This window comes from Achromobacter sp. E1 (assembly GCF_037039475.1).
In the GTDB taxonomy this organism is placed as follows: domain Bacteria; phylum Pseudomonadota; class Gammaproteobacteria; order Burkholderiales; family Burkholderiaceae_B; genus Achromobacter; species Achromobacter mucicolens.
The window spans coordinates 3756911-3783704 of the sequence record NZ_CP146253.1; the positions used below are offsets into that span (position 1 = coordinate 3756911).

At 66.7% G+C, this 26794-nt stretch carries 27 protein-coding genes; 18 read left to right on the plus strand and 9 right to left on the minus strand.

The genetic code is table 11. The features are described from left to right. The first annotated feature begins 331 nt into the window (after positions 1-331). The 7 genes from V6V88_RS17420 to V6V88_RS17450 all read left to right on the plus strand — a co-directional run bounded on the left by V6V88_RS17420 (position 332) and on the right by V6V88_RS17450 (position 8503). Complete coding sequence (locus tag V6V88_RS17420) at positions 332-844, plus strand: winged helix DNA-binding protein (RefSeq protein ID WP_056324071.1); 513 nt, start codon at positions 332-334, stop codon at positions 842-844. Positions 845-853: 9 nt separating this feature from the next. After that, the gene (locus V6V88_RS17425; protein WP_223576125.1) at positions 854-2707 is read left to right on the plus strand and encodes a dipeptide ABC transporter ATP-binding protein; all 1854 of its coding nucleotides are present in this window, start codon (positions 854-856) and stop codon (positions 2705-2707) included. A 51-nt stretch (positions 2708-2758) separates the two neighbouring features. Then, complete coding sequence (locus V6V88_RS17430; protein ID WP_338615810.1) at positions 2759-4285, plus strand: ABC transporter substrate-binding protein; 1527 nt, start codon at positions 2759-2761, stop codon at positions 4283-4285. A 167-nt stretch (positions 4286-4452) separates the two neighbouring features. After that, positions 4453-5376, plus strand: coding sequence for an ABC transporter permease (locus V6V88_RS17435; protein ID WP_338615811.1), 924 nt, complete (start codon positions 4453-4455; stop codon positions 5374-5376). 5 nt (positions 5377-5381) lie between these two features. Next, positions 5382-6248, plus strand: a complete 867-nt coding sequence (locus tag V6V88_RS17440; protein WP_142054549.1) for an ABC transporter permease — start codon at positions 5382-5384, stop codon at positions 6246-6248. A 40-nt stretch (positions 6249-6288) separates the two neighbouring features. Next, positions 6289-8028: a peptidase M14 gene (locus V6V88_RS17445; RefSeq protein ID WP_223576127.1), complete on the plus strand. Its 1740-nt coding sequence runs from the start codon at positions 6289-6291 to the stop codon at positions 8026-8028. Between the two features lie 37 nt (positions 8029-8065). Then, the gene (locus tag V6V88_RS17450; RefSeq protein WP_062840607.1) at positions 8066-8503 is read left to right on the plus strand and encodes an acetyltransferase; all 438 of its coding nucleotides are present in this window, start codon (positions 8066-8068) and stop codon (positions 8501-8503) included. Positions 8504-8513: 10 nt separating this feature from the next. Here V6V88_RS17450 and V6V88_RS17455 read toward each other — a convergent pair whose 3' ends face one another. The 5 genes from V6V88_RS17455 to V6V88_RS17475 form a co-directional block, all read right to left on the minus strand. After that, positions 8514-8696: an oxidoreductase-like domain-containing protein gene (locus V6V88_RS17455; RefSeq protein WP_056324053.1), complete on the minus strand. Its 183-nt coding sequence runs from the start codon at positions 8694-8696 to the stop codon at positions 8514-8516. 47 nt (positions 8697-8743) lie between these two features. Next, positions 8744-9289 (minus strand): GNAT family N-acetyltransferase, encoded by a 546-nt coding sequence (locus V6V88_RS17460; protein ID WP_062840606.1) that lies wholly within the window; start codon positions 9287-9289, stop codon positions 8744-8746. A gap of 14 nt (positions 9290-9303) precedes the next feature. After that, positions 9304-10836 carry a lytic murein transglycosylase gene (locus V6V88_RS17465; RefSeq protein WP_338615812.1) on the minus strand — a complete coding sequence of 511 codons (1533 nt, stop codon included), beginning with the start codon at positions 10834-10836 and terminating at the stop codon, positions 9304-9306. A 94-nt stretch (positions 10837-10930) separates the two neighbouring features. Further along, the gene (locus tag V6V88_RS17470; protein ID WP_062839058.1) at positions 10931-11296 is read right to left on the minus strand and encodes a hypothetical protein; all 366 of its coding nucleotides are present in this window, start codon (positions 11294-11296) and stop codon (positions 10931-10933) included. A gap of 39 nt (positions 11297-11335) precedes the next feature. Then, entirely contained in the window at positions 11336-12010 is a 675-nt protein-coding gene (locus V6V88_RS17475; protein ID WP_223576129.1) for a hypothetical protein, read from the minus strand. Positions 12011-12266: 256 nt separating this feature from the next. Between V6V88_RS17475 and V6V88_RS17480 the strand changes: the two genes are divergently transcribed. From V6V88_RS17480 to V6V88_RS17500, 5 genes are all read left to right on the plus strand, one after another. After that, complete coding sequence (locus V6V88_RS17480; RefSeq protein WP_338615813.1) at positions 12267-13202, plus strand: LysR family transcriptional regulator; 936 nt, start codon at positions 12267-12269, stop codon at positions 13200-13202. Positions 13203-13249: 47 nt separating this feature from the next. Next, on the plus strand, positions 13250-14200 hold the full coding sequence (locus V6V88_RS17485) for an adenosine deaminase (RefSeq protein ID WP_056324040.1): 951 nt from the start codon (positions 13250-13252) through the stop codon (positions 14198-14200). Between the two features lie 139 nt (positions 14201-14339). After that, positions 14340-15608, plus strand: a complete 1269-nt coding sequence (locus tag V6V88_RS17490) for a carboxylesterase family protein (protein ID WP_062839060.1) — start codon at positions 14340-14342, stop codon at positions 15606-15608. Positions 15609-15691: 83 nt separating this feature from the next. Next, positions 15692-16639 carry a tripartite tricarboxylate transporter substrate binding protein gene (locus tag V6V88_RS17495; protein ID WP_338615815.1) on the plus strand — a complete coding sequence of 316 codons (948 nt, stop codon included), beginning with the start codon at positions 15692-15694 and terminating at the stop codon, positions 16637-16639. Between the two features lie 185 nt (positions 16640-16824). After that, positions 16825-17628, plus strand: a complete 804-nt coding sequence (locus V6V88_RS17500; RefSeq protein WP_056324032.1) for an aspartate dehydrogenase — start codon at positions 16825-16827, stop codon at positions 17626-17628. 15 nt (positions 17629-17643) lie between these two features. Here the strand turns inward: V6V88_RS17500 and V6V88_RS17505 are convergent, their stop codons facing one another. Beyond that, the gene (locus tag V6V88_RS17505) at positions 17644-19479 is read right to left on the minus strand and encodes an ABC transporter ATP-binding protein/permease (protein WP_338615817.1); all 1836 of its coding nucleotides are present in this window, start codon (positions 19477-19479) and stop codon (positions 17644-17646) included. 137 nt (positions 19480-19616) lie between these two features. Beyond that, the gene (locus tag V6V88_RS17510) at positions 19617-20504 is read right to left on the minus strand and encodes a LysR family transcriptional regulator (RefSeq protein WP_338615818.1); all 888 of its coding nucleotides are present in this window, start codon (positions 20502-20504) and stop codon (positions 19617-19619) included. A 111-nt stretch (positions 20505-20615) separates the two neighbouring features. Here V6V88_RS17510 and V6V88_RS17515 point away from each other — a divergent pair, with 111 nt between their 5' ends. The 5 genes from V6V88_RS17515 to V6V88_RS17535 all read left to right on the plus strand — a co-directional run bounded on the left by V6V88_RS17515 (position 20616) and on the right by V6V88_RS17535 (position 23707). Then, the gene (locus tag V6V88_RS17515; RefSeq protein ID WP_338615819.1) at positions 20616-21473 is read left to right on the plus strand and encodes an amidohydrolase family protein; all 858 of its coding nucleotides are present in this window, start codon (positions 20616-20618) and stop codon (positions 21471-21473) included. Continuing rightward, positions 21470-22459 (plus strand): tripartite tricarboxylate transporter substrate binding protein, encoded by a 990-nt coding sequence (locus V6V88_RS17520; RefSeq protein WP_056324022.1) that lies wholly within the window; start codon positions 21470-21472, stop codon positions 22457-22459. The genes V6V88_RS17515 and V6V88_RS17520 overlap by 4 nt, the downstream gene beginning before the upstream one ends. 132 nt (positions 22460-22591) lie before the next feature. Then, positions 22592-22975 carry an RNA-binding S4 domain-containing protein gene (locus tag V6V88_RS17525; RefSeq protein WP_062839065.1) on the plus strand — a complete coding sequence of 128 codons (384 nt, stop codon included), beginning with the start codon at positions 22592-22594 and terminating at the stop codon, positions 22973-22975. After that, positions 22975-23337: a translation initiation factor Sui1 gene (locus V6V88_RS17530; RefSeq protein ID WP_175234502.1), complete on the plus strand. Its 363-nt coding sequence runs from the start codon at positions 22975-22977 to the stop codon at positions 23335-23337. Before V6V88_RS17525 ends, V6V88_RS17530 begins: the two co-directional genes overlap by 1 nt. Positions 23338-23356: 19 nt before the next feature. Next, positions 23357-23707 carry a DOPA 4,5-dioxygenase family protein gene (locus V6V88_RS17535; RefSeq protein ID WP_062839067.1) on the plus strand — a complete coding sequence of 117 codons (351 nt, stop codon included), beginning with the start codon at positions 23357-23359 and terminating at the stop codon, positions 23705-23707. Between the two features lie 4 nt (positions 23708-23711). Here V6V88_RS17535 and ppk2 read toward each other — a convergent pair whose 3' ends face one another. Continuing rightward, on the minus strand, positions 23712-24869 hold the full coding sequence (ppk2, locus tag V6V88_RS17540; protein ID WP_338615822.1) for a polyphosphate kinase 2: 1158 nt from the start codon (positions 24867-24869) through the stop codon (positions 23712-23714). Between the two features lie 145 nt (positions 24870-25014). Between ppk2 and V6V88_RS17545 the strand changes: the two genes are divergently transcribed. Then, the gene (locus tag V6V88_RS17545; protein ID WP_056324012.1) at positions 25015-25500 is read left to right on the plus strand and encodes a hypothetical protein; all 486 of its coding nucleotides are present in this window, start codon (positions 25015-25017) and stop codon (positions 25498-25500) included. Here the strand turns inward: V6V88_RS17545 and V6V88_RS17550 are convergent. Next, on the minus strand, positions 25475-26665 hold the full coding sequence (locus tag V6V88_RS17550) for an aminotransferase class I/II-fold pyridoxal phosphate-dependent enzyme (protein ID WP_338615823.1): 1191 nt from the start codon (positions 26663-26665) through the stop codon (positions 25475-25477). The genes V6V88_RS17545 and V6V88_RS17550 overlap by 26 nt on opposite strands. Between the last annotated feature and the right edge of the window lie 129 nt (positions 26666-26794).

Below are 26794 nucleotides of genomic sequence, written 5' to 3' on the forward strand. Positions count from 1 at the left end.
GAATTTTGCCGCGCAATACCGTTTATTACAATATATATCTATTGTTTCTTCATTGAATTCTTCGCCATTGCCCCGCTTTGTCGTTCGTATGGCGCTGATTGCCGTCTTTTATTGATATTTCTTAAAGACGGAACTCGGGCACGTAACAAATCGACTTCGAACAGGTGAGCAGGCAGCTACATCAGCCGCCTTTTTAAAACGCTGCCTAAGCCGCAGAAATCAGAGAACTCTGAAATATCGGGCCGGGTTAACCCGAATGCCGGCATAACTACAAATCGTCAATAATTCGCCAACGTTTTGTCGTTGATCCGTCCCTTTGCCTGCCTTGCCCATGTCTGTATCCGTTCGGGACGCCATCGTTTCGTCTTCCCACCTTGCGTCTTCCGCGCCTGAGCTGTCCGAGGTCGAATTCGGCCTGATCATTGCGTCGCATGCGTTCAACCGCTGGATGGTGCGCTGCATGGCGTGTGCGGGGCTGCCCGAACTGACGTCTCTGGATATCCTGGTGCTCAACCACGTATTCCATCGGGGCCGGGGCAAGAAACTGGCCGACATCTGCTTCACGCTCAATGTCGAAGACACCCACCTGGTGAATTACTCGCTCAAGAAGCTGGAGCGCCTGGGCGTTGTCCAAAGCGCCAAGACGGGCAAGGAAGTGATCTACACCACCACCGACGCCGGCGCGGCCGCCATCCAGCGCTACGCCGAAGTGCGCGAGCAGTGCCTCGTCAAACCGTTCATCGACTCCCCCGCCGCCGACAACGCCAGTCATCAACTGGCCAATACCTTGCGTGCCCTTTCGGGCCTGTACGACCAGGCCGCCCGCGCTGCCACCTCGCTGTGAGAATCCACGTTGTCTAGCATTCCTGTCTCCGCCCCCGCCCCGCTGCTGTCCGTGCGCGGCGTATCGGTCGATTTCAATACCGACACCGGCGGGTTTCGCGCCGTCGACAACCTGGATTTCGACGTGCGGCCCGGCCGCACGTTGGCGATCGTGGGCGAGTCCGGTTCGGGCAAGTCCGTGACGTCGATGGCGATCATGCGCCTGACTGACTACAGCGGCGGCCGCATTTCGACCGGCCAGATCCTGTTCCGTGGCAGCGATGATCGCGAGGTCGACCTGACCCAAGCCAGCGACGAACAGATGCGCGCGATCCGCGGTAACGACATCGCAATGATCTTCCAGGAGCCGATGACGTCGCTCAATCCCGTGTTCACCATCGGCGACCAGATCGTCGAAGCGATCATGCTGCACCAGCAGCTGTCGCGTTCGGCGGCGCGCCAGTCGGCGCGCAAGCTGCTGGAAAAGGTGCGCCTGCCTGATGCCGAACAGCTCCTGGACCGCTATCCGCACCAGTTGTCGGGCGGCATGCGCCAGCGCGTGATGATCGCGATGGCGCTGTCGTGCCAGCCGCGCCTGTTGATCGCCGACGAGCCGACGACGGCGCTGGACGTCACGATCCAGGCGCAGATCCTGAACACCATCCGCGAACTGCAGCGCGACCTGGGCACCGCGGTGATTTTCATTACCCACGACATGGGCGTGGTGGCCGAGATGGCGGACGACGTGGTCGTCATGCTGCGCGGCAAGAAGGTCGAGCAAGGCACGGTGCAGGAAATCTTCAACGCACCCAAGCATCCCTACACGCGCGCACTGCTGGCCGCCGTGCCGCGCCTGGGCAGCCTGACGGGCCGCGACCTGCCGCTGCGCACGCCGCAGACCGTGCTGGAAGGCGAAACGCTGCGCGAGGTGGGCGAGACCCGCGAACAGGACACCGCACGCTACGACGAACCCGTGCTGCGCGTGGACAAGCTGACCACGCGCTTTGACGTGGGCCACAACCTGTTCGGCCGCGTCACGCATCGGGTGCATGCGGTCGAACAGGTCAGTTTTGACGTCTATCCCGGCGAGACGCTGGCGCTGGTGGGCGAATCGGGCAGCGGCAAGTCCACCATTGGCAAGACCTTGCAGCAGCTCGTGGCGCCCACGTCCGGCGCGGTGCGCTACAACGGGCGGGACATTTTCTCGATGGACAGCGCGGGACGCCAGCGCCTGCGCCAGGAGATCCAGTACATCTTCCAGGATCCGTATGCGTCGCTGGATCCGCGCAAGACCGTGGCCTTCAGCATCGCCGAGCCGATCCGCACGCATGGCCTGCTGAGCGGCGAAGACGCCATCGCGCAGCGCGTGGGCGAGCTGCTGGAACAGGTGGGCTTGAAGCCCGAGCACGCCACGCGCTATCCGCATGAGTTCTCGGGCGGCCAGCGCCAGCGGGTGTGCATTGCGCGCGCGCTGGCCAGCAATCCCAAACTGATCATCGCGGACGAGTCCGTGTCGGCGCTGGACGTGTCGATCCAGGCGCAGATCCTGAACCTGCTGATGGATCTGCAAAAGGATCGCGGACTGTCGTACCTGTTCATCACGCACGACATGGCGGTGGTGGAAAAGGTGAGCCACCGCGTCGCGGTGCTGTACCTGGGCCAGATCGTCGAACTGGGCACGCGCCGCCAGATCTTCGAATCGCCGCAGCACGCCTACACGCGCAAGCTGCTGGCAGCCGTCCCGGTGGCCGAGCCCGGCCGCCACATCGACACTTCCCTGATCGAGGGCGAGATCCCCAGCCCGGTGCGCCGCGTGGGCGATGAGCCCGCGATCGTTCCCCTCTTTGAGTTTGCGCCCGGCCACCAGGTCGCCCGCGCCGCCTGAAACCCCTTTTATCCGTCGGTCCGACCCGATTTCCCGTCCCTGGAGGCGACCATGCACTTCCTTCGCACCACCCTCTCCGCCACCGCGCTGACGCTGTCCCTTGCCGCCGCGCTGCCCGTGTCGACGGCGCACGCCGCCGGCACGCTCAATGTGGCCATCAACCAGGATCCGGGAAGCTGGGATCCGATCGACACGTTCGTGACGTTCTGGGGTTCGGTCGGCAGCAACCTGTACGACGGCCTGACCATGCGCGGCGCCGACCTGAAGCTGCAGCCGGGCCTTGCCACCAGCTGGGAATACCTGGACGACAACAAGCGCCTGCGCTTCAAGCTGCGCGAAGGCGTCAAGTTCCATAACGGCGAGCCTTTCAATGCCGAGGCCGTCAAGTTCACGTTCGACCGCCTGCTGAGCGCGGAAGGCGCCAAGGGCCCGCAGAAGTCGAACTACGACTCGATCGGCGAGGTCAAGGTGGTGGACCCGTACACGGTCGACTTCATCCTGAAGCAGCCGGACCCCGTGCTGTTGACGAAGCTGGCGGGCTACGGCGCGATGATCGTGCCGCCCAAGTACATCACGGAAAAGGGCGAAGACAACTTCAACACGCATCCGGTCGGCACTGGTCCGTTCAAGTTCGACAGCTACCAGCCCAAGGTCAACGTGACGCTGGCGCGTAACGACGAATACTGGGGCGGCAAGCCCAAGCTGGACAAGGTGGTGTATCGCTTCATCGGCGAACCCGGCACGCAGGTCGCCGAATTGCAGGCCGGCCGCATCGACATCGCCACGCTGATCCCGCTGGGCCTGATCGAAACGGTGAAGAAGTCGGGCAACGCCGACGTCATCTCCACGGGCGGCCCGCTGGCCTTCGCGCTGCGCTACAACACCAAGAACGGCATCACGCAGCACCGCGACGTGCGCCGTGCGCTGATCATGGCGGTCGATCGCGACGCCATCGTCAAGCAGCTCCTGCTGGGCCAGGCCAAGACCATCGCCAGCTTCCAGGGTCCGCAATCGTTCGGCTACAACCCCGAGCAAAAGCCCCTGCCCTTCAATCCCGCCGAAGCCAAGAAGCTGCTGGCGGCCGCCGGCGTGAAGCCGGGCGCCACGGTGCAGATCGACGTGCGCGGCAGCGACTCTAACTTCCGCGAAGTGGCGCAGGCCGTGTCCGGCTACCTGCAAGGCGTGGGCGTGCGCGCCACCATCAAGCCGTATGAAACCGGCGTGCTGCTCAACGACATCATTCCCGGCGGCAAGACCGGCGAGATGTGGCAGAACCAGTGGGGCGGCTGGACGTACGACTACGACAACACGGCGTACCTGATGTACCACTCGGGCCAGAAGTGGAATCCGTACGACAACGATCCCAAGCTGAACGCGATGCTGGAAGCGCAGCGCACGGTCTATGACGTGAAAAAGCGCGAAGCGATGCTGCACGAGATCGCCGCGTACGTGGCCGACCAGGCGCTGGAAATGCCGCTGTACAGCCTGAACACGATCGTGGGCGTGAACAAGCGCGTGAAGAACCTGGAAGTCCCGGGCGACATCCGCTTCCGTTTCCTTGAGACGGCCGTAGAGTAAGTCCCCCCCCGAGCGCTTTGCGCTTCCCCCCAGGGGGCATGCCAGCGGACCGGCAGAGCCCGGATCCGCGGCATCCCGCTTGGGGTGTGCCTCGTTGAGGCATTGGTGCGAATCGATGCCGCGTTAACACCCTTTTCCCGCCACGGCGTAAGCCGGTGCGGCGCCTTATGACCGGATTTCTCATCAAACGCGTGTTGCAGGCGGTCTTCGTGATCGTGGCCGTGACGCTGCTTGTCTCTTATGCCGTGCGCCTGACCGGTGACCCTGCGCTGATGCTCAGCCAAGGGTCCGGCAGCGTGACCGAACAGGATCTGGCCAACATCCGGCAGGCGCTCGGATTGAACCGGCCGTTCCACGAGCAGTACCTGTCGTACATGCAAGGCCTGCTGCACGGCGATTTCGGGCGCAGCTTCATGGGCGGCACATCGGTCGCCAAGCTGATCGGCGATGCCCTGCCGGCCACGCTGATGCTGGCCTTCACGTCGCTCATCGCGTCCATCCTGATTTCGCTGCCGCTGGGCATCCAGGCCGCCATCAAGCGCGGCAAGCCCACGGATCAGGCCATCCGCATCCTGTCGCTGGTGGGGCTGTCGTTTCCCAACTTCTGGCTGGCGCTGATGCTGGTGCTGCTGCTGTCGATTACTTTCCCGCTGCTGCCGCCTTCGGGCTGGAGCGGTCCGGCCAGCCTGGTGCTGCCGTCGCTGACGATGGCGATCATCCTTAGCGCCACCAATATTCGCCTGGTGCGCACGACGATGCTGGAAACGCTGTCGGCGCAATACATCATGGTGGCGCGCAGCAACGGGCTGAAAGAGCGTGTCGTGCTGTACAAGCACGCGCTGCGCAATTGCGCCATTCCGCTGATCACGTACCTGGGCCTGCAGTTCGGCGGCCTGATCGGCGGCATCGTGGTGATCGAGATGGTCTTCAACTGGCCCGGGCTGGGCACGCTGGCATTCGACGCCATTTCCGGCCGCGACTATCCGGTGCTGCAAGGCACGGTCACCGTGCTGGCCACCGTCATCGTCCTGGTCAACCTGATCGTCGACATCGCCTACGGCATCGTCGATCCCCGTATCCGCACGCGTTGAGCATCATGCAGACAACCACTTCCCCCGCCGCCCCGAAGGCCATGAAGCCGCGCAGCCGCTATCGCTCGCTGGAGTTCGTGCTGGGCGCGCTTCTGACCGGCGTCATGGTCCTGCTGGTGCTGGCGTCCGGCTGGCTGTTCCCGGACGGCGGCGAATCCATGGACCTGGCCGCGCGCCTGATGGCGCCCTTCGCGTCGGCCGCCCACCCGTTCGGCACGGACCCGCTGGGCCGCGACGTGCTGGCGCGCGTGATCGTCGGCGGCAAGATCTCGTTGCTGGTGGGCTTTGCCTCGGTGCTGGGCGGCGCGCTGCTGGGCATCATCATGGGTCTCATTGCCGGCTACTACCGCGGCTTCTGGGACATGATCGTCATGCGCTTTGCCGACGTGCAACTGGCGCTGCCCTTCATCCTGGTCGCCATCACCTTCATCGCCATCCTGGGCGGCGGCCTGTTCAACGTCATCTTTTTCATGATCGTGTCGCAATGGGTGCAGTACGCTCGTCTGGTGCGTGCGCAGGTGCTGGCGCTGCGCGAGCGTGAATTCGTGCTGGCTGCGCGCGCCTTCGGCGTGCGCGACCTGGCCATGATCCGCCACCACATCGTGCCCAACCTGCTGGGTCCGCTGGTGATCCTGATGACCCTGAACGTGGCCAACAACATCCTGCTGGAAAGCAGCCTGACCTTCCTGGGTCTGGGCGTCGATCCCATGATCCCGAGCTGGGGCGGTATGCTTGCCGATGGCCGCACGTACATGCAGACGGCCTGGTGGGTCAGCGTCTTTCCTGGCCTGGCCATCATGCTGACGGTGCTGGGCCTGAACCTGCTGGGCGACTGGCTGCGCGACCGCCTGGATCCGACCGGCAAGGTCTGATGAATCGATCCGCACCCTGGGCGCGGAAGGAATATTGAGTATGTCGTTGCTGGACAAGAGTTTCGATCGCACGCTGGACGCCTGGACGCACGCCTACATGGCGCCGGCCTGGCGCGGCGCGGTCGTGGAGGGCTGGTTGTTCGAGAGCGCCCAAGCCCGCCGCGCCGCGCAAGACCGGCTGCAACAGGCCGGCGTGACGGCGCGCTTTCGCAGCGCCTACAAGCCGCTGCTGCACTATTTCCTTGAAGAGGTCGAGCACGACGGGCTGGTCTCGGCCGAGATCCGCTATCCCTTGCACGAGCACGCGCAGGCCAAGCGCTTCACGCTCGAAGCCTACCCCCTCGTCGCGCTGCTGAAGGACGTCCGCGTGACGATGCTGCCCGGCGCAAAGGACCTGCACTACGACGTCACCCTGGGCTATGCCGACGGCCGCACGCTCGACGCCCGCGTCTTCGCGCCCAATCAGCTGGGGCACGCGCCGGACGGCACGCCAGAGCTGTCGCCCACCGGCTGGCTGCGGGTGCGCGACGCGAGCGGCGCGGTGCAAACCGATGCCGCGCAGGCCACCGAATACCAGTTGCTCTTTCGCAGCATCATGGACACGGTGCGCACCCACACCTGGGGCGCGCACGAGCCGTATTTCGACCGGCTGGAGATCCGCGTCGACCTGCCCGGCATCGACTTCGCGCTGCCGGTCGACGAGGAAATCGTCAGCACCTTCGAGGCGCTGCACGAAGACATCTATTTCTCGCTGCTCGAGCACTTCCAGCAGCACTCCGGCCGCCCTTCCGGCGACCGGGGCCTGCAACCCGGCCAGATCATTCCCGACATCCGCCGCCACGATGGCGCGCCCCGCGTGCAGATCTCGGTGGAACCTTTCGCACCCGTCGCGCCCGTGACGCCGGCGGCGCCTGCCGGTCCGCTGGCGCAGGTGCGCGAGCCGCTGTCGGCCGCGCAGATCGCCGGGTGCATGGCGGCCTTTGGCGGCGACACCTTCCAGGCCGTGTCCCGGCAGGGCCGTCCGGTGCTGGGCACCTATGTGCGCGGCCCGGGTCCAGCCGTCTTCATTTCGGGCGCGCAGCACGCCAACGAAACCTCCGGCGTGGTGGGCGCCCTGCGCGCCGCGCAGACGCTGGCCGCGCGCGGCGATGCGCATTTTGCGCTGATCGCCTCGGAAAATCCCGATGGCTACGCGCTGTTCAACCGGCTGCGCGAGCAGCATCCTCGCCACATGCTGCACGCCTCGCGCTACAGCGCGCTGGGCGACGATATCGCCTACCGCGAGCGCGCGCCGTTCTTCGAGCGCGAAGGCCGCCATCAGGCGCATGCGATCAGCGGCGCGCAACTGCACATCAACCTGCACGGCTATCCCGCGCACGAATGGACGCGTCCGCTGTCGGGGTACCTGCCGCGTCACTTTGAGCTGTGGACCATTCCCAAGGGGTTCTTCCTGGTGCTGCGCCATCATCCGGGCTGGGGCGATCGCGCCCGGCATCTGATCGAAGGCGTCACCGCGCGGCTTGCGCGCAACGTGCCGGGGCTGGTGGAATTCAACGCGCGGCAACTGGAACTCTTTCACGCACACGCGCTGGAAAAGGGATTCGACGTGCTCAACGGCATTCCCGTGCAGGTCACGGAAACCGATCGTGAAGAATTGCCAATGGCGCTCATCTCGGAGTTTCCGGATGAAACGGTCTACGGAGACCGATTCGTTTTCGCGCATACTGTGCAGATGGAAACCGTCCTGGCGGCCACCGATCTGTATCGCGCGGGACTATAGAAGCCTGGATCCCGCCGCTTGAACCCGCAATAAAAAAATGAACATCCGAGAACGCAACCACGGCGACGATCTGGCCCTGGTGGACATCTGGCTCCGTTCGGTGCGCGCCACCCACACTTTCCTGACGGAAAAGGAAATCCAGGCCATGTACCCGAAGGTGCTGAACACGTACCTGCCGTCGGTAAGGGTCTGGGTCTGTGAGGACGATGCCGGCGAAGTCGCCGGCTTCATGGGCCTGACCGGCAACAAGGTCGAAATGCTGTTCGTGGATGCCAACAAGCGCGGCAAGGGGGCCGGCCGCCGGCTCCTTAACTTTGCGCGCTCGCTGCATGGCACGCTGCTGGTCGACGTGAACGAGCAGAATCCGCAGGCGCACGGCTTCTACAAGCACTACGGATTTCAAGACGTGGGACGCTCGGCCCACGACGACTCCGGCCGCCCTTTTCCCATCATTCACATGAAGCTGGCTGGCTAAGGCAACGCGTTCAGGCGCCGCCCGCTTCGTGCCGGGCGCGCCACGCTTTCAAGGCCTCGCGATAGCGGTCCATGGCCTCGTCATAGAGGTCGTAGACGCAGGGAATGCAACCGCTGTTGCAGCATTCGCCGGGCTCGGGGCGTTCAGGCGGAACGGGCGGCGGATCGTCGTCCGGGGATTTCTTCTTGCTCATGGCGCCATGTTAGCGCCGCGCGTCATGCGCCGGCACGGCGCGGGCGTTCACACGCCTTCTCGCTTGCGCCAATCCGCGCGGCGGATTTCGTAGCAGACCTTGGGTTCCGGCGCGTCGCCCGTCATGCCGACGTAACGCAGCCCCGTCTTTTCCATGACGCGCTGCGACGCCAGGTTTGAGCGCAGCGCCACGGCGCCTAGCACGTCCACCGGCAGCAGGCGAAACCCCAGCCCGATCAACGCGCGGGAAATCTCCGCTGCAAAGCCCTTGCCCCAACAGTCAGGATGCAGCGCATAGGCAAGCTCCACGCTGGCCCGGCCGGGCGACGACGTCGCCTTCAGCCCGGCACGGCCAGCGGGCAGGCCCGTCTCGCGGTCCTGCAGCACATACATGCCGTAGCCGTGTTCGGTCCAGTGGACGATGTTCTGCGCCACGTAGCTTCGGCTGGCCGCCGCGTCGCGCGTTCCGCCCATCGATTGCATCAGATCGGCATTGGCGTGCATCTCGATCATGAACGGCAGATGCGCCTGCGACATGCGGCGCGCGTAAAGACGCGGGGTCTGGAAATCGTCGGGAAATTCGGTGGACGGCATGGCAGACTCGCTCTTTATTCCGGATAAGCCCGCATGGCGGCCGGTTGCTCGGCCTTGAGCGCATCCAGGATGCGCTTGCCCACGCGGCCGTCCTGCGGCAAGTTAAGGCGCGCCTGCTCCTCGCGCACGGCGTCTCGGGTCTTTCCGCCGGGGATGCCGTCGGCCACGCCGATGTCATGACCGCGGCCGTACAGCTGCTTCTGCAGTTCCTTGATCTGCGCACGCGACAGGCCAGGGTCGTCGGTCGGCCACGCCGTGATGAGCGCCGGACCGCCTTGCAGGCGGTTCAGCAGCAGCGATACAGCCAGGCCGTAACGGCGCGACTGGTTGTAGTGCAGGATGGCGTCGAAATTCACGGTGGCCAGGAACACCGGGCCGCGTGCGCCGGTCGGCGCGAAAAGGTACGCCTGCTGGTCATTGCCCGAGGGCAGCTTCAGCACCGAGCCGTCGCCCTGCTTGACGCCGGCCTGCGCCCACTGGGCGATCGTGCGGCGATCCTGCGACCCCACGTACTCGGCGTCGGCCTCGGCGGGAATCGCGGCGGCCAGCTCGGCTGGCACGCGCACTTCCACGACGGCGGGCAGACCATGCGTCCATTGCGCGCGGCGCTTGCGCAGGTGGTTGGCGGTGGAAGCCAGCGCGTCGGGCAGCGAGTTGTAGAGGTCGATGCGGCCGTCGCCATCGCCGTCGGCGGCCAGTTCGTAGAACGACGTGGGGATGAATTGCGTCATGCCGAACGCGCCGCTCCACGACCCGACAAACTTGTCGGCGGGCACGACGCCGTCGCGCAAGAGGCGCACGGACGCGTAGGCGTTCTTTTCCCAGAGCGTTTTGTTTTCGGTGCAGGCGCGCGTCAGCCAGGCGTTGAGCACGTCGGTCTTGCCGACCTGGCGGCCATAGTTGGTTTCGATGCCGAAGATGGCGACCAGCGTCGCGGGATCGACCTGATACTGCTGGCTGATGGCGCCCAGCTGCGCGCCGTACTTGCCGAGCACGGCCTTGCCGTCCTGCACGCGCTCGTCGTCGACCGTCTTGGCGATGTAGTCCCACCAGCTTTCACGGCCCTCGGGCTGGCCCTTGGCCGACGCAACGGTGGTGGGCAGCAGCGTGGCGTTGGCCGTGTACTTGTTCCAGTCGGCAACGGTCAGGCCGTTGGCCGTGGCGCCCTTGCGCAGCTTGTCGATGCAGGCCTTGGTGTCGAGTTCGGTGGGGACGATGACCGTCGGGGCGGCGGGGGCGGCGGAGGCAGCGGGCGCGGCGGCGGGCGCGGCGGAAGCAGCAGGGGCTGCCGCCGGCGCAGTAGCGGGCGCAGTGGCCGGCGCGGCAGCGGGCGCGGCATGGGCAGCCGGCGCGGGCGTGTCGTCAAAGCTGCGCTTGGGTTTGAGCGCGGGTTGCGGCTGTTCGGGCGCGGGCGTCTGGATGCGCGATCCGGTGGCAGATCCGGGCGACTGCGCCTGCGCGGCGCCGGCGGCAGCGGCGGTCAGGGCCGCGGCCAGCAGCACGCGCGAAAAGCTGTCGATTCGAGGACGGGAGAAACTCTGGCGCATGGCTTTCCTGAAAAATCGAGGTCAGCCGGGATCGTACCGCGACCGGCGGCCGAAATCGAACGCGGCGCCTGCCCTGCCAGCGGACACTGGCCGATCATTGCGGGGCGGGCGGCGCCTCACGCAACTGCGCCAGGCGTTGCGCGGCCATTTCATACCCTTGAGCCGCGGCGGCCTCGTACCAGCGCAGCGCCTCTTTCATGTCGAAGTGTTCCATGACGAGGCCCTGCAGGTATTGGGCGCCGGGATCGCCACGCTGGGCAGCAGCCAGCATCGCCCGGTCGGCCATGCCGTCCTGGCGTGGCGATTCGCCATAGATGTGGGCGTTGCCGCCCTCGATGGTGCCACCCAGTTCGCGCATCGACGGCGGGGTCTGATCGAAGAGCTGGCGCCAGAACAGCGCCACGAGTACAACGAACAGCGCGAAAAAAAAGGTCCAGGTGACGATCCGTTTAGCGGTCATGTTTCTCTCAAAAAATGGGCAGGCTTGCGCCCGCGGACTTCAGGGATGATCGGTGGCGGGCGCAAACCAGTATTGGAACAAGTCGCCGTCGTTGGTGTACCAGGGCAGCAGCATGCCGATGCTGTCGGACTCTCGCGCCACCGTCAGCAGCAGCCCGCCCGCGTCCTTGCGCAGGATGGCCACGTGACGCCGCACGCCCATGGACTCATGCTGGCGCCAGTCATGGCGCACGCTGACCCACAGCCGGCCTTGCGTGCATCCGGCAGCGCGCCAGATGGCATTGCCGGGATGCGGGGGTTCGCCCACGGCTGCCGTATCGGCGCCTTCCTCTTGCAGGACAAGCTGCGACACCTGGCGCGCACCGTGCTCATCGCGCGCCTCTATCTGCCATCCGAGAGCATCCGGGACGAACGAGACGGTTGCGCGGGGCGACGATTTCCATGCGGGCAAAGAGGCATCGCGCATGCCCGGCAGATCCAACGGATACGTCAGAAAGCCGCGCAGGTCCTCCAGCAGGAACGCATCGGCATCGCCGGCGCGCCGTTCACCCTGCGCGCGATAGACGCCGGCCAGGTCGGGGCATTGCGCCGGATCCGACGGCAGCACGACCGGCGTGCCTTGCTTGAAGGGCGGCCATTTGACGGCCACGTCGTCGACGCGTGACACGCTGCAACCGGCCAGCGCCGCAGTCAGCAGCGTGACCGCGGCAATCATCGCCGTGCGCCTGCCGCCGCAGGGGCGGCCGCCGTTGCCGGCACATAAACCTACGCACTTGCCGCCGCGTCTTTTCAACATCAATGCCGCTTCTCCCGTTGCAAGCCAAAGCCGTTGCAGGTTCCCGCAGCGCAGCGGGCCGCCATTCGCCGCCTCCGCGCCGCCAGGCGTCGAACTATATCCCGAATCCTCGCGCGCGTTGCCAAGCGGCCAGCGCGGGAGAATAATCGGCAAATCGCTTCCGCTTCCCCGCGCCATGACACCGTTCCGAGGCAAACTCCGCATCCGGCACCTGGAAATCGTGCTGACCGTCTCAGAATTGGGCAACCTGTCCAAGGCGGCGGCCCAATTGCACAGCACGCAATCGGGCCTGTCGCGCGCCATTGCGGAGATCGAGGAACTGGTTGGCGCGCGGCTCTTCGAGCGCACCGCAAAGGGCACCACCTGCACGCCGCTGGGCGACGCCATGTGCCGCCATGCGCGCCAGCTGCTGACGGGCTTTCGCAAGGCCGAAGTCGACCTGGCCGCCGTCTCGCGCGGCGAGGAAGGCAGCCTGACGGTGGGCTGCTTTTCGATGTTTGCGGGCTGGCCGGTGGCGCAGGCTGCGCGCGACTACCGCGAGGCGCACCCGCGCATCACGCTCACCATCGAGATCGGCACACACGAACGGCTGATCGAGGACCTGGACGCCGGCGCGCTGGACGTGCTGATCAGCCGTTTCTCCAGCACCGTCAATCCGCAGATCTACCGTTCGACCACGTTGCTTGAGGACGCCGTGGTGCTGGCCTGCGCGCCGCATCATCCGCTGACCCGTCTGCCCGAGGCCACGCTGACCGATTATGTCGCGTATCCGTGGATCACTGCGCTGCCTGGCAGCCGCATCCGCGGCGAGCTGGAATTGTCCCTGCGCCAGGCCGGTTTGGCGATTCCGGATATGATCGGCGTCCTGTCGCTGGAATTCGGCCGCGAACTGCTGCTGGACGGTCAGTATCTGTGGATGCTGCCCGGCAGCGTTGCGGCCGTCCGGCAGGCGCGCGGCGAACTCACCGTGCTGCCCGCCCGCCCCGCCTTGCGCAAGTCTCCGCTTGCCGCCATCTGGCGCCGCGACCGTCCCAGCACCCGTCAGGCGCGCGCCTTCGCTGCCCAGCTCGAACGCACCATTCTGGCCGATGGCATTGCGCTGGCCGCCTGAGCCGCGCGCGCCCCCCGAACACGCCCCTTTTTCATACCGGAGCACCCATGTACGAATGGCTCAACGCATTGCCCAAGGCGGAATTGCACCTGCATCTTGAGGGCACGCTTGAACCCGAGCTGCTGTTCAAGCTGGCGCAACGCAACGGCGTGGCGCTGCCCTGGCCCGACATCGACGCCCTGCGTGGCGCCTACGACTACAACAACCTCCAGGAATTCCTGGATCTCTATTACCGCGGCGCGGACGTGCTGCGCACCGAGCAGGACTTCTACGACCTGACCTGGGCGTACCTGCTCAAATGCCGCGAGCAGAACGTGGTGCACACGGAACCCTTCTTCGATCCGCAGACGCACACCGACCGCGGCGTGCCCTTCGAGACGGTGTTGAACGGCATCAGCCAGGCCCTGGCCGACGGCGAGAAGCAACTGGGCGTAACCAGCGGCCTGATCCTGAGCTTCCTGCGCCACCTGCCCGAAGAACAGGCCATGCGCACGCTGGAGCAGGCGCTGCCCTACCGCGATGCGTTCATCGCCGTGGGTCTGGACAGCAGCGAGCAAGGCTTTCCGCCGCGCCTCTTTCAACGCGTGTTCGACCGCGCGCGCGCCGAAGGCCTGCCCGCCGTGGCGCATGCGGGCGAGGAAGGCCCGCCCGAATACATCTGGGAAGCGCTGGATCTGCTCAAGGTGCTGCGCATCGACCACGGCGTGCGCGCGGCCGAGGATCCCGAACTGATCGCCCGCCTGATCGACGAGCAGATTCCGTTGACCGTCTGTCCGCTGTCCAACACCCGGCTGCGCGTGTTCGGCCACATGCGCGAGCACAACATCCTGTCGCTGCTTGATGCCGGCGTGAAGGTCACCGTCAACTCCGACGATCCGGCCTACTTCGGCGGCTATGTCAACGAGAACTTCCACGCGCTCTACGAGCACCTGGGCATGACGCGCGAGCAGGCGCAAGCCCTGGCGGACAACAGCCTGGACGCGCGCATCGCCAGGTAGCGCCTTCCAGCCATGCGGGTTGCGCATGGCTCTGTTCAAAACCGGCATGCCCGGCGCGGCACTTTCCTCCCTACCATAGTCCGGCGGCAGCAACGCTTGCCGCCGCTGGACGATGAACAACGAGACAAAGGGGCAGGATATGAGTGAACGCGTGAAGGCGGCGCTGCGCAGCGGCACGCTTGCCGGCGTGCGCGACGGCGGCGTGTGCCGCTTCGGCGCCATTCCCTATGCGCAGGCGCCCGTGGGCGAACTGCGATTTGCGCCGCCGCAGCCCGCCAGCTGGCGGGGTGAATTCGACGCCACGGGAATGGGCGCCGTGGCGCCGCAATTGCCCTCGCGCCTGCGCGGCGCCATGGGCGACTTCGATGCCGAACAATCCGAAGACTGCCTGCACCTGACGGTGTGGACCCCGGCCGCGGATGGCAAGCGCCGTCCCGTCGTGGTCTGGCTGCACGGCGGCGCCTGGCAAAGCGGCGGCGGCGCGCTGGACTGGTACGACGGCTCGCGCCTGGCGCAACGGGGCGACGTGGTCGTCGTGGCCGTCAACTACCGGTTGGCCGCGCTTGGCTGGCTGTACGTGCCGGGGCAGACGGCCAATGCCGGGCTGCTGGACCAGGAGATGGCGATCGACTGGGTGCTGGCCAATATCGAAGACCTGGGCGGCGACCCCGAGCGCGTCACGGTGATGGGGCAATCGGCCGGCGCCTCGTCGATCTGCGCCATCCTGACGCGCCAGCCGCGCTTCTCGCGCGCCATCCTGCAGAGCGCCGCGCTGGGCCGCGGCTTTCGCAACGCGGCGCAGGGCGAAGCCTTGGGACAGGTCTATCTGCGCGCGGCCGGGGCCGAATCGCTTTCCGAGGCCCGGAAATTGCCAGTGTCCGCGCTGCTGGCTGCCCAACAGGCGCCCGAGGTGGTGCAGGCATTGCAGGCCGAAGGCAGCAGCCGCAGCCTGTTTTCACCGGTGCTCGATGGCCAGGTGCTGCCGCTGGACATTGCCCCCGCGCTGATGACCGCCGCGGGCCGCGCAGACGTGCTGGTCTGCTACACGCGCGACGAGATGGCCGCCTTTCCAGACCACGGCACCGACGCTGCCAGCCAGCAGATGGGCGACGCCGTGTTCGGCGCGCCATCGCGGCAGTGGGCCGGGCACGCCGCCGCGCAAGGCCGAGACGCCTGGCTGGCGCGCTTTGACGTTGCACCAACGGACCGCTTTGGCGCGTGCCATTGCATCGAGCTGCCTTTCGTGTTCGACACCCTGCAAGCCTTTACCGGGGCGCCCATGCTGGCCGGTCTGCCTGCTGCGCATGCAGAGCAGCTTGCCCGCCAGACGCAGACCGCCTGGCTGGCCTTCATCCGGGGCGATGCGCCGGCCTGGCCGCAAGCGCCGCACATGCAGATCCTGGCCTGAGCCCGCCACGCCACCCGCCATGCCGCATCTGGCGCCGGGCTTACCCCCAGCGCCTTGCACACCAACAACACAAGGGGAATTCCATGTTCAAGCAATGCCTTCTTGCGATGGCGCTCGCGCTGCCGCTTGCCGCCACCGCAGCCTATCCCGAAAAGCCGGTCAAGATCATCGTTTCCAATCCGCCGGGCGGTCCGGTCGACGTCATGCTGCGCGTCCTGGCGAGCAAGCTGGGCGCGGCCTGGGGCCAGCCCGTCGTCGTGGAGAACAAGCCGGGCGCCTCGGGCATCATCAGCACGGGCGCGCTGGTCAAGTCTGCTCCCGACGGCTACACGTTGGGCATGGTGGTCGCTTCTTCGGTGACCATCGTGCCGTTTGCCGTCGATAGCCTGCCGTTCGACACGCAAAAGGACCTGCAGCCCATTTCGCTGGTGGCGCGCACGCCGTTCATCTTCATCGTGCCCAAAGACAGCCCGCTCAAAACCTGGGAAGACTTTGTGCGCGAAAGCCGCGCGCGCAGCCTGAGCGTGGGATCGTTCTCGATCGGCACCGCATTCCACCTGGTCTGGGAACAGACCGCGCGGCGCGCGGGCATCAAGGCGCTGTACGTTCCCTCGTCATCGTCCGGCAAGACCCAGAACGACCTGATCGGCGGACAGCTGGACGTGGGCCTGGACGCACCGTCCAGTTCGAAGGGGCTGATCGACAGCGGACGGTTGCGGGCATTGGCGATCACCAGCCCGCAACGCTTCGGCGGTCTGCCGGACACGCCCACACTGAAGGAGTCCGGCCTGGACTACGCGCCGCAGCCGTGGATCGGCCTGATGGGGCCGGCAGGCATTCCGAAGGACCGTGTCGCGCAGATCCAGAAGGCGGTCAGCGACATCCTGAAGGATCCCGCCATGCAGGCCCAGATGCAGACCCTGGGCATGATCCCCATCGGCAGCACGCCCGAGGAACTGGCCGCGACGATCCAGGCCGACCGCACCGAGATGGGACCGCTCATCAAGGAGCTGGGGATCAAGCTGCAATAGCGCGGGCAAAGCCCCGGCGGCTTGCTTGGGGCGCGGGGCCGGCGTGGTTGCGCGACCTTGCGGGCATCCCGCATTGACGCGTCGCCAGCCGGTGGCTACAGTGGCCGGCAGCCTTGCGGCGCGCTGCCTGCCGCATTCCCGAACCACCCGCAGTCCTGCCGCGGGTCCAACTTTTTCGGATACCCATGAACAGCTACCGCGTCGGCATCGCCGGCTTCGGCGCCATCGGCCAAGCCGTGGCGCAATCCCTTGATGCCGGCCTGCCCGGCCTGACGCTCGCCGCCGTCGCCGTGCGCGATCCCAGCGCCCCGCCCGCCTTCTCGTGGAAAGACGGCGCGCCCGCCTTCACCACCATCGACGGCCTTGCCGACCATTGCGACGTGGTCGTGGAATGCGCGCCCGCGGCCGTGTTCCGCAACATCGCCGAACCGGTATTGCGCGCCGGCAAGAAGATGGTGGTGCTCAGTTCGGGCGCCCTGCTGCGCCACGAAGACCTCATCGACATCGCGCGCCAGCACGGCGGCCAGGTCATCGTGCCGTCGGGCGCCATTCTGGGGCTGGACGCCATCACCGCCGCTGCCGAAGGCGTCATCCATTCCGTCACGATGATCACCCGCAAGCCGGTGCGCGGCCTGCTGGGCGCGCCCTACCTGACCGACAACAACATCGACATCGAAGGCATCACCGAGCCGCGCCTCATCTTCCGCGGCTCGCCGCGCGAGGCCGCCGTGGGCTTTCCGGCCAACCTCAACGTGGCTGTCAGCGTGTCGCTGGCGGGCATCGGCCCGGATCGCACCACGCTGGAAATCTGGGCCGATCCCTCGCTCGATCGCAACCTGCACCGCGTCGAGGTCGTGTCCGACTCCGCCTCGTTCTCGATGGAAATCCAGAACATCCCGTCGGCCAATCCCAAGACCGGACGCATCACCGCGCAAAGCGTGATCGCCGCACTGCGCAAGCTCACCGGACCGCTGCGCGTCGGCACCTGAGGGCGGCACCCTCCTTCAGGCCGCCGCCCGCCGCAACGCGTCGCCGTGGCGCGGCGCCGGCATGGGCCCGACCTGCCAGCGTCCCGTTCCGTCCAGATCCAGCCGTTGGGTATGGAACGCATCCAACGTGCTGCGATGGCCCACGCTGACCAGCATGCTGTCCGGCAGCGCCTCGCGCAGCAGGCTGTACAGCATGTGCTCCAGCCCTTCGTCCGTGGCCGAGGTGGCCTCGTCCAGAAACACCAGCGCGGGCCGGTTGTACAGCACGCGGGCAAACGCAATGCGCTGCTGCTCGCCCAACGACAGCACGCGTGACCAGTCGTGCACCTCATCGAGCCGGCCGGCCAGATGCCCCAGGTTGACCTGCCGCAACGCATCGGCCAACCGCGCGTCGTCGGCCGGTTGCGCCAGCCCCGGATACGCCACCGCGCCGCGCAGGTCGCCCAGCGGCAGATACGGACGCTGCGACAGGAACAGCGCGGACGCGCCCTGCGGCCGCCGCACCACGCCGTGGGCGTACGGCCACAGACCGGCCAACGCGCGCAGCAAGGTGGTCTTGCCGCTGCCCGACGGCCCCTTGATCAGCAGGGCTTGTCCGGGATGCAGGCGCAGATTCAGGTTATCCAGCAGGCAGGCGCCATCCGGGCGCGACACATTCAAGCCCTCGATCTCCAGGCCATCGGGCAGCGTCTGGGTCTGCACCTGCGGCAGCGCACGCGCGGCCTCGTTGGCATCCAGGAATCCATTCAGACGATCCAGCGTCGCGCGGTACTGGGCGAACGTGTCGTAGGAACTGCGAAAGAACGACAGCGATTCCTGCACCTGCCCGAAGGCCTGCGAGGTCTGCATGACATCGCCCAGCTTGATCGCCCCGCTGAAAAAGCGCGGCGCCTGCAGGATGAACGGAAACACGACCGCGATCTGGCTGACCGACAGGTTGAAGCCGTCGAACTTCAGGCCCCGGTACACGCGCGCCCACAGGTTGGCGATGTAGGACGTGAAGCGCGTCCACAGCGTCGCCCGCTCCACTTCCTCGCCCTGATAGAACGCAACGTTCTCGGCGTTCTCGCGCAGTCGGACCAGCGCATAACGGAAGTTGGCCGTCAGGCGCTCGGACAGGAAGTTCAGCTTGATGAGCGGGCGGCCGATCTTGAAGGCCAGCCACGTCGCGACGATGACGTACAGATAAACCACGAACACCATGGCGCGCGGAATCTCCACGCCGCCCAGCGTCAGCGGACCCGACAACCCCCACAGGATCGCCGTGAAGGCCACCAGCGACACGATCGCACTGATCGCGCCGATCGCCAGCGTGCGCGACCCCGTCACGAATTGCGCGATGTCCTGTTCGATGCGTTGGTCGGGGTTGTCGACGGGTTCTGCAAGGAAGTGACCGCGGTAGTAGGCGCCCGCGCCCAGCCAGTCGCGCGTCAGCCGTTCGTTCAACCACACGCGCCAATGAATGTCGAAGGCCTGGCCCACGTAGCTGTCGGCCAGGCTGCGCACCACATGCACAGTGGCCAGCACCGCGAAAATCCCCAGGAAGTGCCAGAAGACCGACTGGTCCAGCGCCTGCAAGGCGCTATAGAAGCCGTTGTACCAGAACGAAAACAGCACGGTCATGCGCACCGCGAACATCGCCAGGAACAGCAGCAAGGCCAGGGTGAGCATCGGGCGCCAACTACGGCGAGGCGTCAGGTACGGCCAAGCCAGCCGCCAGAACTTCCTGCCCCAGACCGTGGTGCGCGTCAGGATCAGCGTGACCACCGCCAGCGCGACGGCGGAGATGCCGAACGCGCGCGCAAGCCACAGGGCGCTTTCTGCAAGTTGCTGCTGCCAATTCAGATCCATGAGCCCGGAACCTCGCAATGACGTTCCTGGTTAGACGTCCGGATCCGGCGCAGTTCCGGCAAAACTGCCGCTTTAAGCCTGGCTTAAGCCACCGCCAAGGACATTGAAGGCGCGTTGAAAGCCGAGACGCGATTTCATCAAGCTGGACCGAGGTCCAGGTTGGCGAACAGGTCCGCCAGCGTGGGCACGCTGCGCGCGGGCCAGATCGCGCTCAGGTCGAAACTGGGCAGGCGCGCGCCATCGCTCACCTCGCAAAAGCGCACGCCGCGAAAATCCATGGACCGTATCCAGCTGGGCAGCAAGGCCACGCCGCAGCCGCCCGCCACGCACGACAGCACCGTCAACGTGCGGCTGGCCTCCTGGTTGACGTGCGCGTCGTGTCCGCCCTTGCGCATGGCATCCAGGATGTCCGCATAAAATGCCGGCAACTGCGACTGCGGGTACATGACCAGACCGGCCTGCGCGATCTGCGCCATCGACACCTGACCGTCGGGCGGCACCTCGAACTCGTCGGGCACGGCGGCCACCAGCCGGTCCCGCAGCAACTGGCGCTCGCGCATGCGGCCGCCCACGGCCACGGGTGTATGCATCAGGCCGATATCGATCTCGCCCGTCTGCAAGGCCTCGGCCTGTTCGGCGTTGCTCATTTCCCGCAGGATGATGCGCACGCCCGGCGCCTGCTGGCGCATCTGGCGCAGCGCGCGCGGCAAGGTGTCAAAAAGCGCGGAGGACACCAGACCGACCGTCAGTTGCCCCGCGCTGCCCCGCCCGATCTCGCGGGCACGGCGGGCCGCGGCGTCGATGCGCGCCACGCTGGCGCGCACGTCTTCCAGGATGGCCTGCGCGGCCGGGGTGGGCGTCGTGCCCTGCCGCGACCGTTCGAACAGCTTCACGCCCAGGTCTTTTTCCATGCGCGTCAGCGCCTGGCTCAAGGCGGGCTGTGCAATGCCCAGCCAGTCCGAAGCGCGGCTGACGCTGCCGTGGTCCACCACCGCCAGGAAGTACCGAAGGTGCCGGGTTTCCATATTGATCCAATATATAAAAAGCGCTTTTCCACAATGGAAAACTATACATCGACTTCCTAGAATCCCGACTTACAGACCATTACATACCGGCAGTGCCGTTCCGCGAACGCCATGCCGAATCAGGAGACTGCTTTGCCCTCGCCGATTCCAGGCGCCGCCGTCGACACCCACGCCCACGTGTTTCACCAAGGCCTCGCCCTTGCCGACACGCGCCGCCACACGCCGGACTACGATGCCACGCTGGCCGAGTATCTGGACCTGCTGGACGCGCACGGCATGCGCCACGGCGTGCTGGTGCAGCCCAGCTTCCTGGGCACGGACAACAGCCATCTGGTTCAAGCGCTGCGCGCGGCGCCCGACCGGTTGCGCGGCGTGGCCGTGGTGGCGCTGGACATCACCGACACCGAATTGCAGGACCTGGCCGGCGCGGGTGTGGTCGGCATCCGCCTGAACCTTGTCGGGCTGGACAGCCCCGCATTGCAGACGCCCGCCTGGCAGTCGTTGCTTGCGCGCGTGAATGCGCTGGGGTGGCATGTGGAAATCCATCTGCAGGCCGCGCGCCTGGACGGCGTGATGCCGGCGTTGCTGGCCGCGGGCTGCCGGATCGTGGTGGATCATTTTGGCCGCCCGGATCCCGCGCTCGGCGTTTCGGACCCCGGTTTCCAATATCTGCTGCGCCAGGCGGACAGCGGCCGCGTGTGGGTGAAGCTGGCCGCGCCCTACCGCAACTGGGCAGCTGCCGCCTGCGCGGCTTCCGGCCGGCTGGCCACGCAGCAACTGCTGGACGCCTACACCCCCGAACGCCTGATGTGGGGCAGCGACTGGCCCCATACCGAACATCGCCACCTGGCGTCCTATGCCGCGGCCACGCAGTGGCTGGACGCCTGGATCGACGACCCCGCGCAACGGCGGGCCGTGCTTGCCGACACGCCGTTGCAGCTATTCCAATTCAAAGGAGACACTCCATGACCCCTCTCATCAAACGCCTGGCGCAGCGTAGCGCGCTGTTCGCCGCCGCCGGCCTGCTGGCTGGCGCCGCCGGCGCCGCGCACGCCGCCTACCCCGAGCGCGCGGTCACGCTGGTGGTGACCTATCCGCCCGGCGGCACCGTGGACGTCGTCGCTCGCCTGATCGGCCCGAAGCTTGCGGCCGAGCTGGGCCAGCCCGTCGTCATCGAAAACCGCGGCGGCGCGGGCGGCATGATCGGCGGCGCCGTCGTCGCCAAGGCCAATCCCGACGGCTACACGCTGATGCTGGACGCCTCCAATCACGCGCAGAACCCCGCGCTGCACAGCAAGATGCAGTTCGACACGCTGTCGGCCTTCGCGCCGGTGTCGCTGCTGCTGCGCGTGCCCAACGTGCTGGTCGTGACGCCGTCGTACGAAGTGAAGTCGGTCGCCGACCTTATCAAACTGGGCCAGCCCGATGCCAAGGAACCGGTGTACTTTGCCTCGGCCGGTCCCGGTTCGGCCCAGCACCTGGCGGGCGAGCTGTTCAACCTGCTGGCCAAGACCCAGTTGCAGCACGTCGCGTACAAGGGCGGCGGCCCGGCCATGATCGACGTGATGTCGGGCCAGGTGCCCGTCATGTTCGCCAGCATGGGCTCTGCCTGGCAGCACGTGAAGAACGGCAAGCTGCGCGCCGTCGCCGTCGGCGGACTGGAGCGTTCGAAGACCGCGCCCGACCTGCCCACCATCGCCGAATCGGGCGTGCCGGGCTACGAAACCTACGAATGGAACGCCGTGTTCGCCCCGGCCGGCACGCCGCCCGCCATCGTCGAACAGGTGTCGCAGGCGCTGGCCAAGGTGCTGAAGGATCCCGCGATCGCCGAACAGCTTGCCGGCATCGGCGCCGAACCCATCGGCTCCACGCCTGCCGAACTGGACACGTTCCGCCGCGCCGAGATCGAAAAGTGGCAGCGCGTCGTCAAGGAAGCGGGCCTGAAACTGGATTGAGTACTGCCGGGCCTGATGGGCCCGGACACCGCGTAGCCGGTTTGCGGCGCTCATGCTGGGCGCCGTTTTTTTTTGCCGCGCGGGCGGGGCTATCATGACGCCTTGGACAGCTTTACCGCAGGAACCCGCTGGATGGACAAGATCCGACTCGACAAATGGCTGTGGGCCGCGCGCTTCTACAAGACGCGCAGCCTGGCTTCGCAGGAAATCGGCAAGGGCCGCGTCTTCGTGAACGGACAGCCGGCCAAACCCGCGCGTGAGGTCGGCGCCGGCGACGTCGTCGCTGTCCGCAAGGAAGACCCCGCGCTGCAGGTACGCGTCGTGGCCGTGAGCGGCGTGCGAGGCCCCGCGCCGGTGGCGCGCCTGCTGTATGAAGAAACGCCCGAGAGCGTGGCCGCCCGTGAGCGCGCCGCCGAAATGCGGCGCCTGGCGCCGGAACCGGCGCTGGGCATCGACGCGGGACGCCCCACCAAGCGCGATCGGCGTCTCATCGACCAGATGCGGGGCAAGTCTTGATGAAGCGCGGCGGCTCAGGCGGCCTGGTCTATTCCACCGAGTCCGGGCGCATGTGCCCGCAATGCCGCCAGCCTGTGGCGCAATGCCAGTGCCAGGCGGCCAGCCGCGCGGCCCCGGCGGGCGATGGCGTGGCGCGCGTTTCCCGCGAGACCAAGGGCCGCGGCGGCAAGAGCGTGACGCTGGTGCGTGGACTGGCGCTGGCGCCCGACGCCCTGGCCGCATTGGGCAAACAGCTGCGGACCGCGTGCGGTTCGGGCGGCACCGTCAAGGACGGCGTGATCGAGGTGCAGGGCGACCACTGCGACCGCATCATCGACGCGCTCACGAAACAAGGCCACCGCGCCAAGCGTGCGGGCGGTTGAACCGGATCAGGACAGAACGATGGAAATTCCCGTGACGGACGTCGCGAGCTGGCACGCCCATGTGTACTTCGACGCGGCAACCCGCGATGCCGCGTTCGCCCTGCGCGAACGGATCGTCGCGACGTTCGACGGCAAGATGGAAATGGGGCGCTTCCATGAGCGCCCCGTGGGCCCGCATCCGCAATGGAGCTACCAGATCGCGTTCGGTCCGCAGCATCTGGCCGATATCGCCACCTGGCTGACACTGAACCACGGCGCGCTGGATGTGTTCATGCATCCGAACACCGGCAATTCGCTGCGCGACCACCGCGACTGCGCCGTGTGGATCGGGCGCAGCCACGTGTTGAACCTGGCTGCGCTGGGCGGCTGAACCCCTACAGCGCGCGACCCACGATCAGCGAATCGATCGCCATCTGCGCGTCGTCGCTCTTGCCCTCGTAGGGCAGGCGGCTCAGCACATAGCGCATGGCGTTCAGGCGCGCGCGCTTCTTGCAGTCGGACTTGACCACGATCCACGGCGCATCGGCGGTGTCGGTGTGCGCGAACATGGCTTCCTTGGCGCGCGTGTAATCGTCCCACTTGTCCAGCGACGCCAGGTCCACCGGGCTCAGCTTCCACTGCTTGAGCGGATGCACCTTGCGCTGCTGGAAGCGGCGGCGCTGTTCTTCCTGGCTGACCGAAAACCACAGCTTGATCAGCGTGATGCCGCTGCTGACGAGGTGGCGCTCGAAATCGGGCGTCTGGCGCAGAAACGCCAGGTATTCGTCCTGCGAGCAGAATCCCATCACGCGCTCGACGCCGGCGCGGTTGTACCAGGACCGATCGAACATGACGATCTCGCCCGCGGTGGGCAGGTGCTGCACGTAGCGCTGGAAGTACCACTGGCCCTTCTCGGTGTCGGACGGCTTTTCCAGGGCGACCACGCGCGCGCCCCGCGGATTCAGGTGCTCCATCATGCGCTTGATGGTGCCGCCCTTGCCTGCCGCATCGCGCCCTTCGAACAGGATCACGACGCGCTGGCCGGTTGCCTTCACCCAAGCCTGCAGCTTCAGCAGTTCGACCTGCAGCTTGTACTTCTGCTTTTCGTAATTGCGGCGCAGCATGCGGTGGCGGTAGGGATAGACGCCCTCGCGCCAATCTCCGGCCAGCTCTTCGTCGGGGTTGCGGCGCGCCCCCGGCGCCTGCCGATTGGCATCGAGCAGCGCGCGATGCACTGCCTGCGCGTCATCGGCCGACAGCGCATCGATGACGGTGCGCAGGGCCGCGCGCGCCTCGCCCGGTTCGCCCACCTGGTAGCGGCCGGCGATATCGGCCAGCACCGCCGCGGTCTCCTGCCGCGCCGCATCCTGCCGCGCCGTCACGCGCTTGCTCAGTTCGACGGCGGGCTCGATGGCGGGCTCGGCGGCAGATGCGGCCGCCGGGCGGGCATTCGCCGTGCGCCCCGCCGCGCCCCTGGCCGCGGCGGGGCGCTTGACCGGCGCCGCCGGGGCGGTTTCGTCTTGATCGGGAGCCTGCGATATCTTGTCGGTCATTCGTCCTGTCCTTGCTGCGCCAAAAACTTCAACCCTAGCTTGCGCCAGGGTGCGCGAAATTGATTGGGATCAAAGGTTGTAACATTTTTACACTACCCCGGCCCCTTTACACTTCACCTCCCTGTTCCCTCCGATCGCGACACCCATGTGGTCATTCATCAAGCGATGGTTCGCCGGCCCCCCGGCAGCCGAAGACCCCTTGCAGGAAATCGTGCGCTTTGACGACGCCGGCCTGACGCGCTCGGGCGAACTGGCCCGCGCGATGGGCCTGCAGGAATTCTGGCCCTGGCGCGACATTCATGAATTCGGGTTCGTTTTCACGCAGGCGATTTATCCGGACCCGTGGTTCGGCGACTACATGGAAAGCCTGTGGTTCGTCCGCGTGCCCACCGACGGCGGCGGGCTGATGCGGATGGACTTCGACGCGCGCGTGCTGGACATCAATCAGTTGCCCCCCGCCCTGCTCCGCAACCTGCCCGGCCTGGACATGGACGTGTTGCGCGCGGGCCTGGCGACCGCCGCGCGGGGCCTGCGCCACTTCGAGGGCGAAGGCGAGTGGGTGGCCTGGCGGCGCACGGACGCCGCCTCTGCCGACCTGCCCGCCGCTACACGCGATCCAGACCCTGCTTGAGGTCCGCCAGAATGTCCTCGGGCGTTTCCAGCCCCACGGACAGCCGCAGCAACCCTTCGGACAAGCCGTAGCGCTCGCGGTCCTCGGCGGAATAGCTGGCGTGGGTCATCGACGCCGGATGCTGGATCAGGGTCTCGGGATCGCCCAGGCTGACCGCAATGCGCGCCAGCTTCAGGCTGTTCAAGAGCGCCTTGCCGGCGGACAACCCGCCCTTCAGCTCGAAGGCCACCAGTCCGCCACCCGCCGCCTGCTGGCGCGCCGCGATGTCCGCGCCCGCCGTGCCGGACAGGCCCGGATAGAACACGTCGGCCACTGCCGGGTGCTCGCGCAGCAGCTTGGCAACCTTCAACGCGGATTCGCTGTGCCGCTGCACGCGCAGCTCCAGCGTCTTGATCCCGCGCAACACCAGAAAGGCCGTGAACGGCGACAGCGTCGCGCCCGTGAAGTAGCGCAACCCCTGCAACCGGATGGCGTCGATATGCGGCTTGCGTCCCAGCACCGCGCCCGCCAGCAGGTCGCCGTGCCCGCCCAGATACTTGGTGGCCGAATGCAACACAATGTCCGCGCCGTGCGCGAGCGGCCGCTGCAGCACCGGCGTGGCGAACGTGTTGTCGACGATCGTCAGCAGCCCCTTGCCGCGCGCGATGGCGGAGATGGCCGCAATGTCCACCAGCCTCAGGTTGGGATTGGCGGGGGTCTCGAAGTACACGGCCCGGGTCTTGGGGCCGATGGCGGCGGCCACCGCCTGGGGCTGGGTGAAGTCCGCGAACACGGCCCGCACGCCAAAGCGGGCCAGCCCCTGCGTGAACAGCGTGAAGGCCGTGCCGTAGACAATCTGGTCGACCACGATCTCGTCACCGCTTTGCAACAGCGAAAACAGGGTGGCCGAGATGGCCGCCATGCCCGAGGCCGTCACCACGCCGGCCTCGGCGCCTTCCAGCGACGCCAGGCGTTCCTCCAGCAGCGCCTGCGTGGGATTGCGCGTGCGGCCGTAGACATAGCCTTGGGCTTCGCCAAGCCGGATCCGGTCAAAGGCCTCGATGCCGTCCTGCGTGTAGGTGGACGTCAGATACAGCGGCGGCGACAGCGCGCCCTGTTCGTCCAGCGGTTCGTAGCCCAGGTGGATGGCGCGGGCCGCAAAACCGTGTTGCGGGTGGCCGGTCATGTCATTGACTCCTGTCATCGGTGGATGCAGACGCGCATCGCGCCTGCCCTGAAATCGCTTCCCGCCGCCGGCCCGCGGCATTGACGGGGCCCAAGCGAGTCTTTACAGTCAAACGCCGTATCCCCGTTT